Source organism: Clostridium pacaense, assembly GCF_020709765.2.
GTDB classification, from domain to species: Bacteria; Bacillota; Clostridia; order Lachnospirales; family Lachnospiraceae; genus Enterocloster; species Enterocloster hominis.
On sequence record NZ_JAJFEB020000010.1, the window covers coordinates 163,402 to 176,612 of the forward strand.

Genomic DNA, 13,211 nt, shown 5'->3' on the forward strand with positions numbered 1-13,211 from the left:
TCCTTATCCCCTCATATAATCTTCCAAACTGCTTTTCAGTTTCCTGATTGCCTTGGTGTGGATCTGGCATACGCGCGACTGGCCGATGCCCATGACCTCTGCAATCTCTGAATATTTTAATTCTTCATAATAATACAATGTTATGACAAGCCGCTCCTTTTCCCCCAGGCCGTCGATGGCAGCCGTGAGCATTTCCATCATTTCCCTGTAAAAAAGGCTTTCCTCGGGCTTGCCGTCCATGTCCCCTGCCTCCAGCTCCCCTTTTGCAAATATGGCTGTCATGTCCTGCAGCGCTGCTTCAAATGAAAGCACGGATGCGTGGTTCATGTATTTTATATGGTTTTCTACTTTTTCAACGGGCATGTCAAGGTATCCGGCCACATCCTTCACATCCGGCTCCCCCATCTTTTCATGGGACAGGATGGAAAATGCCTCATCCACCTTTTTCTGGAAATTCCTTGCCCTGTGGGGTACCCAGTCCTGGCTGCGTATATAGTCAATCATGGCCCCGCGCACGCGCACGAATGCATATGTCTCAAACCTGGCCCCTTTGCCGGGGTCATAGCGGTCCAGACATTCCATCAGCGCCAGCACCCCCTGGTCCGTCAGATCCTCCTGCTCCAGAAGGCTCCCAGCCATGGTCCGCAGCTGTACGGCGGCGGACCTTACAATGGGGAGATAATGTAGGACCAGTTTATTCCTCAGTTCCTGGCTGCCGTTTTTCCTGTACGCCTCCAGGTCCCTGGTCATTTCCTCATGGTCTGTCTGTTCCATCTGCATAACCTGTTACCTCTGCTGCCATTCCTAACTCAGGGAAATGCTTCCCAATGCCTGTATCTGTATATTGTTGTCTATCTCACTGAAGGATACCACCGCCACATTGGGGTAGAACTGGTCAATCAGCTTTTTAAAGTAAATCCGTACCACCGGGGAGGTGAGTATGATTGGGATATTTACCAGATCCTTAATCTTGTTAATCTCCGCCGTGGCCGATGACACGATGCTCTGGATTGCAGCAGGCTCCAGGGCCAGATAGGAACCGGTGTCCATCTTCTTAACCGAGGACATAATCATGTTCTCTATCTTGTCGTCCAGGCTGATGACCTTCATCTGCCCGGCCTCTGAGAACCTGCGGGAGATGGTGCGCTTTAATGCCTGGCGCACATACTCGGTCAGCATATCCGTGTCCCTGACCTGGCTTCCGTAATCGCTGAGGGTTTCCACGATGGTCTCCATGTCGCGGATGGGGATCCCCTCCCGCAAAAGGTTTGCCAATACCTTCTGCAGCCCGCCCACCGTGATGATGGACGGTATGGTGTCCTCCACAATACTGCTGTTGGTCTTTTTCAGTGTCTCTAAAAGATTGTTTACCTCCTGACGGTTAAGAAGCTCATGGAGATGCTCCTTCACCACCTCGGAAAGGTGGGTTATGACCACGGAGGTGGGGTCAATCAGGGTATATCCTGCCAGCTCGGCCTGTATCTTCCTGTCCTCGCTGATCCATTTGGCGGGAATGTGGAAGGCAGGGTCGATGGTGTCGATTCCCGGCACGTCATCCGCGTCCGTTCCAGGCGGCAGCGCCAGGTAGTGGTCCATCAGGATATCCCCTCTGGCCACCTCCTCCCCCTTTAACAGGATGCTGTACTGGTTGGGGTTAAGCTGCCCGCTGTCCTTAATCCTTACAGAGGGAATGACAAATCCCATGTCCAGGGCCATCTGCTTGCGGAACATGACCACACGGTCAATGAAATTGCCGCCGTTGCTCTCGTCCGCCAGGGGAATCAGGCTGTAGCCGAATTCCATTTCTATCTGTTCTACATTTAATAGTCCATAAACGTTTTCAATGTTTTTGTAATAGGACGCCTCGCTGGTGACTTCTGTTTCCACAAATTCTTCCACGGTCTCCGCCACCAAGCCCTGCTGGCGTTTATACAGATAATATCCCCCGCCTGTCAGGCCCGCGGATATCATCAGTATCTGGGGCACCGGAAATCCGGGAATCAGGCACAGGCAGGCAGCAGCGCCGCCCGCTGTCATCAGCACCCTTGGCTGGGCCAGGAACTGCTTTGTCAGATCCTCGCTCAGGCTGTTCTCCGACGCGGACCGGGTCACGATCATACCCGTTGCCACCGATATGAGCAGGGCCGGGATCTGGGATACCAGTCCGTCCCCAATGGTGGAGGTGGTATAAATCTGCATGATATCCTGTATGCTTCCCTGGCTGTTCATGATACCAACGATGACGCCGCCCACAAAGTTGATGAAGGTAATGATGATGGAGATAATGGCGTCTCCCTTAACAAATTTGGTGGCACCGTCCATGGAACCGAAGAAATCCGCTTCCCTCTGGATTTTGGAACGCCGCTCCTTGGCCTGCTGCTCGTCAATGAGGCCGCTGTTCAGGTCGGCGTCAATGGCCATCTGCTTGCCGGGCATGGCGTCCAGGGTAAACCTTGCAGCAACCTCGGCCACACGCTCCGAACCTTTTGTGATTACAATGAACTGAACCAGCACGATGATTAAGAAAATAATAAAACCAATGACCACATTGCCCCGGATGACAAACTGTCCGAAGGTCTTGACCACCTGCCCCGCATAACCGTTGTCAAAGAGGATTTTCCTGGTGGATGATATGTTAAGCCCCAGCCGGAACAGGGTCGTGACCAGCAGGAGGGAGGGAAATACGGAAAACTCCAGGGTTTCCCTGATATACATGGTCATCACAAGGATCAGCAAAGACAATGTTATGTTCAGTATAAATAAAAAGTCCAGTATGGGTGTGGGCAGGGGAATCAGTATCAGGAAAATGATTCCGATGATTCCCGCTGTTACAAGGATATTAAACCGTTTCAACTTTATTCACCATTTCCAATAATGCTTCTTGTATTTACTATTTCAGTGATACGTACACCGAAGTTATCGTCAATCACAACCACTTCCCCCCTGGCAATGAGCTGTCCGTTGACAATGATGTCCACAGGCGCATCTGCCTGTTTATCCAGCTCCACCACGGTTCCGTTGTTGAAATTCAGCACATCCTTAAGCCTGCGCCTGGTCTTTCCAATCTCCACCGACACGTTAAGGGGCACATCCATGATAAGCCCCAGGTTGCCGCTGATGGCAGGGCTCCTGTACATGGTATCCTGCCCGGGCTGTGTCCGGGCAGCGGCGGCATTCCCGCCCCACGAAAGTCCCGGGACTGCCGGGGCTGCGCCGTCCATCATCCGTCCTGCCGCGGGCGTTGCCTGACCGCGTCCGGCTCCCTGGCCCACAATCACGCTTTTCTCCATCTCACGCGCCTGCCTGGCAGCCTCTTCCTCCTCCTGCCTGGCCCTGGCCTGCGCTTCCTGCCTGGCCTGAATCTCCTGCGCCAGGCTGTCTATGGCTGCGGCCGATATGCACTCAATGAATTCCGACTCAACCATATCCTTTATCCGCATGGTATAATTAACAACCATGATCCTGGAATCAGGCTGGTCGCCGATGACAGGGGACAGGTTCTGGCGTCCGTCCGACAGGACCAGCTGGCAGTCCGCAAAATCCATGGTATCGCCCAGATACTGCGCCATGGCCGAAGCCGAGGCGTGGGCCATCTGGTTCATCAGCTCCCCCGCAGCGCTCATGGCCACGTCGTCAAACACAAAATCCGGGTCAGGAAGGTCATCCACACCCATGAGTTCATTTAAAAATACCTGCATATCCCTTTGCCGGAGGATCATCACAACATTTCCGGCCACCTGGGAGGTAAGACAGCTTTTCACAAAGATAGCCGGTTCCAGGAGGCTGTATTCCACTTCCTTCACCGTCATCTCATGTATCTGGGGTTCCCCTATGGCTATGTCCGCCTTTAAAATGGATGAAACCGCTTCCCCTGCTGCCTGTGCATGTATCCTTATCAGTTCTTCAAACATCTGTCCGTCCGTCATTGCCTGGATATCCTGGCCTTCCTGTGCCTTCGCCATGGTTTAAGCTCCTTCTATTCCACAATCTCTTTGTTATTTCTTCTGCGGCGTTTCTTCTTAGCTGCCTTTTTCTGGCCGTCCTTTTCTTTTTCCTCTTCCGTCTTCTTATAGCTGGCCGGAAGAAGCTTGAACAGCTTTTCCTCTATGAATTTGGGGTTCTCGCCTTCCTGGATGGCCAATACGCCCTCCATCACCAGCTGCTTGCACAGGAATTCCTCTTCATGCCTGGCCTTCAGCTTGCTGGCCATGGGCAGGAATATGATATTGGCAAGCAGGGAACCGTACAGGGTAGTGATAAGCGCCACGGCCATGCCCTTTGCAAGGGCGTCCACATCCGACATGTTGCCCAGCATGAGGATCAGGCCCACCAGGGTTCCTATCATGCCGAAGGCAGGCGCGTAGCTGGCCGCCTTTTCATAGAAACGGCGGTCCAGGGCGTGCCGCTCATCCAGCTGCTCAAGCTCTGTCTCCATGGCCTTGCGCACCTTCTCCGAATCCACGGAATCCACCACCAGCATCAGGCTGTTGTGCAGGAATGGCTCGTCGATTTCATTGAGCTTATCCTCCAGGGATAACAGCCCCTTCATCCGGGCCTCCGTGGCCAAGCTTACAATCTGGCTTATGGACTGCACCGGATTAAAGGCATAGGGCCTCACAATGATTTTCAGGTGGCTGCCAATCTTCTTGAAGGCCCCTGCGGGAAATGATATCATCATGACCCCAATGGTCCCTCCAATGGTAATCGCCATACTCGGCACATCCACAAACGCCCGGATATTGGTAAAGACCAGTTTCATGGCCTCCTGGTCAAAGGTCATACCAAAACCCACAAGCCCCACCGCTAATATAAAACCTAGAATTGACAAGAAATCCATAACCCTACTTCCTTTTCTCCACTTTTCTCACTCTGCCCGTATGCTCAGCCCTTAATCTGGTCAATCATCCCGCGGAATGCCTCCCGGCGGAACTCCACTACCTTCTTTACCACTTCTTCCTTGGATTCCCTTACAATCAGGTGCTTTCCGTTGGTCAGGAGTATGGTGGTATCAGGATTCTCCATAATTGTTTCAATTAAATCACAGTTCAGCACAAAGGCTTCCCCGTTTAGTTTTTTAAGTATGATCATGATACCGCCCTCCTGTCCTGTCATCAGGCCCTGTCTGATGCCTTATCCGGTTTCTTATCGCCAGGGCCTGATTGAAAATCCATTCCCTCCATCTGGACGGCCTAAGGCCATCCATGCAGTTACCTCTTAAGGTTTACCAGCTCTTCCAGGATGGAATCCGATACCGTGATGATTCTTGAGTTGGCCTGGAACCCTCTCTGCGTGACAATCATGTCCGCAAACTCTGTGGAAATATCCACATTGGACATCTCCAGGGACGAGGTCTTCAGGGCGCCTGTGCCGTCCTCACCTGCCTTGCAGGCCTTGGCGTCGCCGGAGTTGCCCGTGGCCTTAAAATAGGAATTGCCCACGCCCTCAAGTCCATACGGGTTATCAAAGGTTACCAGGTCAATCCGCCCTATCTGGATTTTTCCAAGATTCGGGTGGTTGGCTTCTATGATACCGTTTGCCAGGATGGTCACGCCCGCGTCGGAAAGGGATACGGTACCGCCTGCGCTTCCGTCCGTCAGGGTGAATGCCTTGCTGCCAAGGCCCAAATCCCTGGAATTGGTGGCTGCGGTAATGCTTCCGGCTGCAACCGTTTTATCAGCCGTGGGATTTATTTTAAAATAATCTTCAATGGCAGTGTAGCCGGGGTGTTTCACTTCAATGTACTGTCCGGCTTCCTCACCGCTTGGCGGGGTCCCGGTTTCCTTCAGCCACACACTGTTGGCCGAGGTACTGTTCTCTGAAATCTGGCCCTCAAATGTCCTCTGTACACCATCCTTTTCCACGGTAGCTGTTAACTTCCACGCGGCCGGGCTGGTGCCTACTTTGACAATTGTATACTCCACATCCCCCGATGCCGTAAACACGGGTTCCGTGCTGGTGCTGGAAGGCTTGATGCCTCCGAAAATCCCGCTGTCCTTATAAGTATCATTAAATATCTGCTCACCAGGCTTAATCCCGAAATTCTCTCCCATCAGTTCCTTGCCAGTAAACCCGCCAGTCTGGGCCGGCTGGGCCGTTATGGTAAAATTGCCTGCCGGATGGGGCGTGCCGTTATTGGCGCGGGAAATGGCGCTGTTCATTTTCTCATTAAAATCAGATAAACTTGCAAAGGACGCCTTGTCACTGATTCTCACCACAATGCTGGAGGTATTGAACTCGCTTGGCTGAACCACCACATCCGCGCCGTCCGGAAGGGTTTCATCCAGCTTGAATGAAATGGATACATTGGCGTCCCCTGTGGCGTTCTGGGATGTTATGGTGTATTTAACCCCGTTGATTTCCTGGGTACTGCTGGACTGGGCATTGTTCTTGGACGGGATGCTTAAATGTATCTTATCAGAAGAGGCAGCCTTACCCAACGGGTCCCCCGTCACGCCCAGCACCGTATATCCGTTGGCATCCACCAGGTTGCCGCTCTTGTAATCCAGCTGGAGGTTTCCTGCCCTGGTGTAGAATATATTGCCGTCAGAGTCCATTACCTGGAAAAATCCCTCGCCGGTAATGGCCACATCCATGGGCCTTCCCGTGGACTGCAGGGCTGAACGTTCCATGTTCAGGTCGATTCCTGCCAGCTGCGCGCCGTAACCTACCTGGCTGGCATTGGTACCGCCCCTGTTGTTATCGCCGCTGGTCGCACTCTGGAGCGTCTGGTAATAAACATCCTGGAAACGCGCGCGGCTTGACTTAAAACCATACGTATTAACGTTGGCAATGTTGTTGCCGATGACATCCAGTTTGGTCTGATGGGCCTGCATGCCCGACACTGCTGAAAATAGTGATCTTAACATATTCAATTCTCCTTTTTAAACCGCCTTACCCGTCCGTCGTTCGGGGTAAGGATAGCCTCCTAAAGGACCGGCTATATCATAACGGTTCCGTCAATATTCGTGAAGACCGTGCCTTTCAGGCTGTCCTCATTCACAACTGTAACTACTTTATTATTCCTGACATTGACAACGAAGGCCGTGGAACCAAGAAGGATTAGCGGCTCTTTTAGGCCCTTCTCTTCCGCCATGCGGATGCCTTCATTGAGACGGCCGATGTTCTCTGAGGATACATCCACGCCGCGCTCCACCACACGCTCTATGGCATGCTTGGAAAATGACACCTGGCTTTCTTCCTTAATCCTCTGCTCCAGCAGTTCTTTGAATGCGCTGTCATTGCCTTTTGCTTCCTGGGGCCTTTTTTCCGGCGGCCCGCTTGGAGTCCCCGTATAGATGGGGGTATGAAGCATTTTATTATATATCATTGAATCCATTGTTCATCCTCCTGTCCCGGACTGTGTTTGTGCGTTTCTGAGTTTCCTTATCTTCTGTCAAACTGTACGGACTACACCTTGCCGCTTTTGTCCCCCTGATTGCCGGAATCCCCATCATCCCCGGGCTCCTTGTCATCCTTATCGTCCTCATTGGGAGGGGTGGTGGCTGGCGGTGTCTTGATTTCCATGATTTCGTCCATGTCGTATGCTTCGCCGTCCACATATATCACAAACTTTTCATCCAGAAGGGATACCTTATCCACAAGCCCCTCCGACTTCTTCAGTTCTCCTGATACCGTGAACTTGGCGGCCGACACATACTTCCCCACAAGGGATGTGACATATGTGCTCTTGGCATTGTAGGCCATCTGCTCCATCTGCTGCATGGTGGATATCTGGGCCAGCTGTGTCACATACTGGGTATCGTCCACAGGGTTCATGAAATCCTGGTTCTTAAGCTGGGCAACCATCAGCGTGAGGAAATCCTCCATGCTGACCATCTTGTCATCTGCATCCCCAAACACGGCGTCAATCACATTGCCTGCGCCGGAACTTTCGTCCGTGTCAGGGGTATCGGTCTTACTTTTGCTGTCCGTGCCGCCCGGTCCCGCCGTGCTGCCGGACGATGCGGCCCTGGACGTGGTCCCCGGCCCTGTTGTCCCTGATGCACCCAAGGCATAAGTCGAGGTATAATTTGGAACCTGTACTGACATTTCTATCTCCTTTTCCTGTTTTGGACCTTATACATATGCGTACAGCCTGCTCATGCGGCTTTCCGCCATCATACGCTGGGCCTCCATGAGGATATCCTCATCTGAACCTGCATCGTCATCCCCGCCGTAATAGCGGTAATGAGGTTGGGCCTGCTGTCCGCGGTGGTCCTGCATCTGCTGGTCATAGCCTGCAAAATCCATGGTTCCCTGGCTGTCACGGTACACTTCCGCCACTTCCGTGTTCAGCGGCCTCAGCATATCCTTCAGGCTTTCCATCTGGCTGGTAACAAGCTTTTCTGTCTCCGGGCTGGTCACGCCTATGCGCACCGACATCTTCCCATCGGTACCCGCAATGTGTATGACAATATCCCCCAGGCCTTCCGGCTTCAGGTGCACGGTCAGTTCCTTCATCCCGGTCTTGATTCCCTGCTCCAGGCCTGTCTTAAGCTGCTCCAGCACCGGAACCTGCTGTTCCTGTCCCTCTTTCACACTGTTGATGCCAAATCCCGGATTCATACGGTTATGGCTCATACGGTCTGACAGGTCCAGTCCCCTGGCCTCTGCATTCCGTTTCAGTTCCTCAAGGACCTGGTTGGCTGTCCCGGACTCCTCATCCACTGCAGCGGACACTTCCTGCTCCCGGCCCATGGCCTTTAACAGTTCCTGTCTGCCCTGCATGTTGGAAAGGCTGTCCTCACCGGATTCCTGCGGCTGTGCATTGCCCTTAACGGATACTTCCCCGCGGGCTGCCATCCCGGCTGCATCCGCCGCCTTCATGGTATCGGAAAACATTCCGGTCCTGTCCGGTCCCGTCTGTTCCTGCCCTGCTGTCTGCTGCAACGCATTTTCTTTAGCATCGTATGCCGCTGGCCGGATCATATCCTGGCCGGATACCATACCCTGTCCTTCCAGTCCTGTCATGGCTGTCAGCACGGAGCTTATATCCTGTTCCTGATGGACGGTCTGTACAACCAGTCCTGCCTGTACCGAAACCTGCCCGTCCTGCTGTCCTGCTGTCTGTATCCCCATATCCTGTGTATCGGGATCCCCGTATTGCAGGAAGGCCATCATGGCCTGCATGCTCATGGCCGCTTCCAGGTTCAGGCCGTCATCCGGACGGATCTGTGCATCCCCTTCTATTCCGGAATCAGCTGCCGCCGTCTTATCCGCGGGATCTGCTGCCGTGCTGTTTCCATCCTCCAGGTTCCTGTTGGCACCGGCCGCGGGCTTCCCATCCTGGCCTGCCGTCATCCGGCTGCCATCGGGCCTGCCTGTATCCTGTTTTTCCGTATGCCGTGCCTTTACGCCTGATCCGTGATCCTGTTTCCCGGCAGATGCCCTGGCATCCGCGGTCCTGCTGCCATCCTGCAGGCTCCTGGCAAATACATCCGCAAAATCAGCCGTTGCCGCCTGTCTTCCTGTCCCTGGCAAAGAACCGTATGCCTGGGCTGTTTTATAGCTGCTGTCTGCCCCTATCTGTGTAAATGTTCCTGTATTCATCTTCTCACCTCCTTTCACATATGCCGTCCTGTATAAGTACTGCCCTGCAGTACCGGGCCATGTCTGAAAACCAAACACACCCTAGGAAACACCATTTCTGACAAATGTCCCGGCAACATGTTCCGTGATTATGTCCTGCTGCTCCTTTGCCTCGTCATGGTGATATTCCTCCAATTGATTTTCCTTCAGCTTCTCCAGTTTTTTTACTTCCTTGGAAGCCTCCGTGACAATGTGGCGCTGTTTCTCCACCCTGGCCTGTGCCTGGGACAGCTCCTTTTTTGTATCCTCCAGCTGGAGCCTGACGCCCTCCAGGACAGAAAAGCATCCCTTCAGGATGAACACCGTGGTTCCCTCGTCCTGCCGTCTTTTAATCTCCATCTGTATATTGGCAATCCTGTTTTCCTGCCCTTCTTTTATCTCCTCCAGTTCATCCCTGGCAGCCGTAAGCTTTCCGAGGATCCCTTTCTCTTTTTCCAGGTTCTGCTGCTGGTACACAAGCATCCGTTCCAGCGAAAATACAAACTTTTTCATGATAAGCCCCTTAATCCGTTACCTGAATCATCTGGATGACTGCCTCATCCAGTGAAAAACTTTCATCTGTCTTCTGCTGGAGGAACCCATAGATGCTGTCTATACGCTCCAGGGCCTCATCCAGTTCCGGGTTCGTCCCCTTTTTGTAGGCCCCGATGGAAACCAGGTCGCTGTTGCTCTCATAAACCGCCAAAAGCCTCCGCAGCTTTCCCGCGGCTTCCTTGTGTTCCGGGGTCACGATGTCGTTCATCAGACGGCTGACACTGGACAGGATGTCGATGGCCGGATACCGGTTCTTGGCCGCCACCTTCCTGGACAGCATGATGTGCCCGTCTATGATTCCGCGCACCGTATCGGATATGGGTTCATTGGCATCATCGCCTTCCACCAGCACGGTATAGATTCCGGTAATGGAACCTTCCTCAAAATTGCCGGAACGCTCCAGAAGCTTTGGAAGTTCGGAATAGATGGATGGCGTGTACCCCCTGGCCACGGGCGGTTCCCCTATGCTTAGCCCCACTTCCCTCTGGGCCATGGCAAACCGGGTAAGGGAGTCCATCATCAACAGCACATCCATACCCTGATCCTTGAAATACTCCGCAATGGTAGTGGCTGTCATGGTGCACTTGGAGCGCATCATGGCGGACTGGCTGGAGGTTGCAACCACAAGCACGGAACGCTTTAATCCTTCTTCCCCCAAATCCCTGTTAATGAACTCCACGACCTCCCTGCTCCGCTCGCCGACCAGCGCAATGACGTTCACATCCGCCTTCACGTTCTTGGCTATCATGCCCATTAACGTGCTCTTTCCCACGCCGCTGCCAGCGAAGATTCCCATCCTCTGGCCCTTGCCAACGGTCAGAAGGCCGTCAATGGCCTTGACCCCCATCTGTATGATTGTATCAATCCTGGGGCGTTCCATGGGGTTGGAGGGTTTCCCCGTGATGGGATAATAGGAAACGTCATCCACCGGTCCCAGGCCGTCAATGGGCATTCCCATGGCGTCCACGGTCCTGCCTATGAGTTGATTGGAAACCGCAATCCTGAGACGTTCCCCTGTATTGCGGACCGCGCTTCCATAGCCGATTCCCTCCATCTCCTCATAGGGCATCAGCAGTACCCGGTTCTCCCTGAACCCCACCACCTCGGCCCTGACCGGGGTCGTGCCCTCCACCACATCAATGGTACACACATCCCCCAGCCTGCAGGCCGGTCCCATGGATTCCACCGTGGTTCCCACGATTTTGTCTATCTTGCCCAGGTAGGTATATAAATCCACATTCTGTATCTCCTGCTGTATTTCCTGCTCTATCTGCCCTAATTCCATATGGTTACCGCCTTATTGCCTGCTCTCCAGAGCCAGCAGATGTTTTTTCAGGTTATCCAGCTGGACATCCAGGGATGCATCCACAATCCCTTCCTCTGTCTCCACCTGTACAAAGCCCAGGGGCCGTTCCTCCGCCTTAATCCTTATGGTGCCCCCGCTTCCGGAATTCTTATCCCTCAGCGGTTCCAGCCGTTTCTCCAGTGTCTCTATCAGCTTCACGGCCTGGGCCGGCATATGGAGGGTGATATTCTCCTTATCCCGCTCTGACAGGACCGCCTTTTCAATCATATCTGCCAGCTCCGTCTCGTCGCACTCCACTTTCTTCCTGAGGATTTTCTCTGCCATCATGAAGGACAGGTCCGCAATCCTGCTGCCCAGCCTCTGTTCAAATCCGCTGAACTCAGCACCGACCTTTTCTACGGATGAACGGATGCCGTCAATATCCTGCCCGATGTCGTCCAGGGCCTGCCTGAGTCCCTGCCCATAGCCCTCCTGCCTGGCCTGTTCCCGGATCCGTCCGGCTTCATCCCTGGCCGTGTTGACTATATTATCCCTCTGCGCATAGGCCTCCTCCAGTATCCTGGCCGCTGCCTGTTCCGCCTGGTTCCTGGCGTGCTCCAGTATCTTGCGCTTTTCCTCCGATATAAGGGCGTACCGTCTGCCGCCCTGGTCCTGTTCCGGGTCCGGCGGCTCACTGACGCCGGATTCCTGCCCTGTCTGCGCCCCGGCTTCCTGGACGGGCTGGTACAGCCTTACCATGTGGCTTCCCGCAACAGTCTGGGCGGGTTTTAATATCCTAGACAATTATCTCATCCTTTCCATCCTTGGAAATTACAATCTCGCCTTCCTCTTCCAGCCGTCTTATGACAGCCACGATCCTCTGCTGTGCTTCCTCCACATCGCTCATGCGGATGTTATGCAGGTATTCCATATCGCTCTGTATGGATTCCCTCATCCTGCCGGACATATTGGCAAAGATGGTATTGGTCACATCCTTGTTGGCCACCTTGAGGGCTACCGACAGGTCCTTTGTATCGATTTCCCGCAGGAAACGCTGTACGGACAATGGATCCAGATAGGCAATGTCCTCAAATACAAACATCAGCTTGCGCACATCCTCCGCCAGCTGCGGATTCTTCATATTCAGTTCGTCAAATATATCCCGCTCCGTGCTGCGGTCCACATGGTTCATCACATCAGCCACATAGGTCAGGCCGCCCACCTCCATGGTTTCCTCAGAGGAGGAGGCGCCGATTTTCTTCTCCAGCACTTCCTCTGCAATCTTGATTGCCATGGGAAGGGCGCGGTCCATGTTGGCAATCCGTTCCACCACATCCACCCGTGTGTCCTGGGACAGGTTTGCGATTATCTTGGACGCCTGTTCCGGGGTTGCATAGGATAGGATCAGGGCCAGGGTCTGGGGATGTTCATTCTGGATGGCTGCCATCAATGTTTTATAATCCACTTTACGGATAAAACTGAAGGCTTTTGTCTTCAGTGCCTTGCTGACCCGGTCCATCAGGTTCTTGGCCTGCTGCTGGCCAAATGCCTTTTCCAGCACCTCCTTGGCGTAATCCTTTCCGCCTTCTGTTATTACCTTCTCTGTCACACAGCAATTATAGAAATCCTGGGCAATGTCTTCCAGCTCATCTTCCGTGAGCCTTGGCAGCCTTGTAATCTCCATGGAGAGCTGCTCCACCTCATTCTCTGTCAGATACCGGAACACCTCGGATGCCCGTTCGCTTCCCAGTATGGATATGACAGCAGCAGCCTTTTGGGCTGGTCTTCTCTCTTCTGCAGGCAT

General features: G+C 53.5%; 13 protein-coding genes. All 13 read right to left on the reverse strand.

All coding sequences use genetic code 11. The features are described from left to right. Positions 1-3 precede the first annotated feature (3 nt). Positions 4-780 (reverse strand): sigma-70 family RNA polymerase sigma factor, encoded by a 777-nt coding sequence (locus tag LK536_RS46960; RefSeq protein WP_040380438.1) that lies wholly within the window; start codon positions 778-780, stop codon positions 4-6. A gap of 24 nt (positions 781-804) precedes the next feature. Beyond that, positions 805-2,853, reverse strand: a complete 2,049-nt coding sequence (gene flhA / locus LK536_RS46965) for a flagellar biosynthesis protein FlhA (RefSeq protein ID WP_008720554.1) — start codon at positions 2,851-2,853, stop codon at positions 805-807. A 2-nt stretch (positions 2,854-2,855) separates the two neighbouring features. Beyond that, entirely contained in the window at positions 2,856-3,962 is a 1,107-nt protein-coding gene (gene fliN, locus LK536_RS46970) for a flagellar motor switch protein FliN (RefSeq protein WP_227795660.1), read from the reverse strand. 14 nt (positions 3,963-3,976) lie between these two features. Then, a complete protein-coding gene (locus LK536_RS46975) occupies positions 3,977-4,837 on the reverse strand; it encodes a motility protein A (RefSeq protein ID WP_008720559.1) in 861 nt (286 codons plus the stop codon). Between the two features lie 44 nt (positions 4,838-4,881). After that, positions 4,882-5,088, reverse strand: a complete 207-nt coding sequence (locus LK536_RS46980; protein ID WP_008720561.1) for a flagellar FlbD family protein — start codon at positions 5,086-5,088, stop codon at positions 4,882-4,884. Between the two features lie 119 nt (positions 5,089-5,207). After that, positions 5,208-6,866 carry a flagellar hook protein FlgE gene (locus LK536_RS46985; RefSeq protein WP_227795659.1) on the reverse strand — a complete coding sequence of 553 codons (1,659 nt, stop codon included), beginning with the start codon at positions 6,864-6,866 and terminating at the stop codon, positions 5,208-5,210. A 71-nt stretch (positions 6,867-6,937) separates the two neighbouring features. Further along, complete coding sequence (locus LK536_RS46990) at positions 6,938-7,336, reverse strand: TIGR02530 family flagellar biosynthesis protein (protein ID WP_025485116.1); 399 nt, start codon at positions 7,334-7,336, stop codon at positions 6,938-6,940. Positions 7,337-7,407: 71 nt separating this feature from the next. Further along, entirely contained in the window at positions 7,408-8,049 is a 642-nt protein-coding gene (locus LK536_RS46995) for a flagellar hook capping FlgD N-terminal domain-containing protein (protein WP_227795658.1), read from the reverse strand. 27 nt (positions 8,050-8,076) lie between these two features. Then, positions 8,077-9,549, reverse strand: a complete 1,473-nt coding sequence (locus LK536_RS47000) for a flagellar hook-length control protein FliK (RefSeq protein WP_227795657.1) — start codon at positions 9,547-9,549, stop codon at positions 8,077-8,079. Between the two features lie 81 nt (positions 9,550-9,630). Further along, on the reverse strand, positions 9,631-10,080 hold the full coding sequence (locus LK536_RS47005) for a flagellar FliJ family protein (RefSeq protein WP_008720570.1): 450 nt from the start codon (positions 10,078-10,080) through the stop codon (positions 9,631-9,633). A 10-nt stretch (positions 10,081-10,090) separates the two neighbouring features. Beyond that, a complete protein-coding gene (locus LK536_RS47010) occupies positions 10,091-11,407 on the reverse strand; it encodes a FliI/YscN family ATPase (protein WP_227795656.1) in 1,317 nt (438 codons plus the stop codon). Between the two features lie 12 nt (positions 11,408-11,419). Beyond that, entirely contained in the window at positions 11,420-12,211 is a 792-nt protein-coding gene (locus LK536_RS47015; RefSeq protein ID WP_227795655.1) for a FliH/SctL family protein, read from the reverse strand. Further along, positions 12,204-13,211, reverse strand: a complete 1,008-nt coding sequence (fliG, locus tag LK536_RS47020) for a flagellar motor switch protein FliG (RefSeq protein WP_025485109.1) — start codon at positions 13,209-13,211, stop codon at positions 12,204-12,206. Before fliG ends, LK536_RS47015 begins: the two co-directional genes overlap by 8 nt.

Coding starts and splice junctions, on each gene's coding strand:
- LK536_RS46960 (WP_040380438.1), bottom strand. CDS start 780: ATGCAGATGGAACAGACAGACCATGAGGAAATGACCAGGGACCTGGAG.
- fliN (WP_227795660.1), bottom strand. CDS start 3,962: ATGGCGAAGGCACAGGAAGGCCAGGATATCCAGGCAATGACGGACGGA.
- LK536_RS46975 (WP_008720559.1), bottom strand. CDS start 4,837: ATGGATTTCTTGTCAATTCTAGGTTTTATATTAGCGGTGGGGCTTGTG.
- LK536_RS46980 (WP_008720561.1), bottom strand. CDS start 5,088: ATGATCATACTTAAAAAACTAAACGGGGAAGCCTTTGTGCTGAACTGT.
- LK536_RS46985 (WP_227795659.1), bottom strand. CDS start 6,866: ATGTTAAGATCACTATTTTCAGCAGTGTCGGGCATGCAGGCCCATCAG.
- LK536_RS46990 (WP_025485116.1), bottom strand. CDS start 7,336: ATGGATTCAATGATATATAATAAAATGCTTCATACCCCCATCTATACG.
- LK536_RS46995 (WP_227795658.1), bottom strand. CDS start 8,049: ATGTCAGTACAGGTTCCAAATTATACCTCGACTTATGCCTTGGGTGCA.
- LK536_RS47000 (WP_227795657.1), bottom strand. CDS start 9,549: ATGAATACAGGAACATTTACACAGATAGGGGCAGACAGCAGCTATAAA.
- LK536_RS47005 (WP_008720570.1), bottom strand. CDS start 10,080: ATGAAAAAGTTTGTATTTTCGCTGGAACGGATGCTTGTGTACCAGCAG.
- LK536_RS47010 (WP_227795656.1), bottom strand. CDS start 11,407: ATGGAATTAGGGCAGATAGAGCAGGAAATACAGCAGGAGATACAGAAT.
- fliG (WP_025485109.1), bottom strand. CDS start 13,211: ATGCCTGCAGAAGAGAGAAGACCAGCCCAAAAGGCTGCTGCTGTCATA.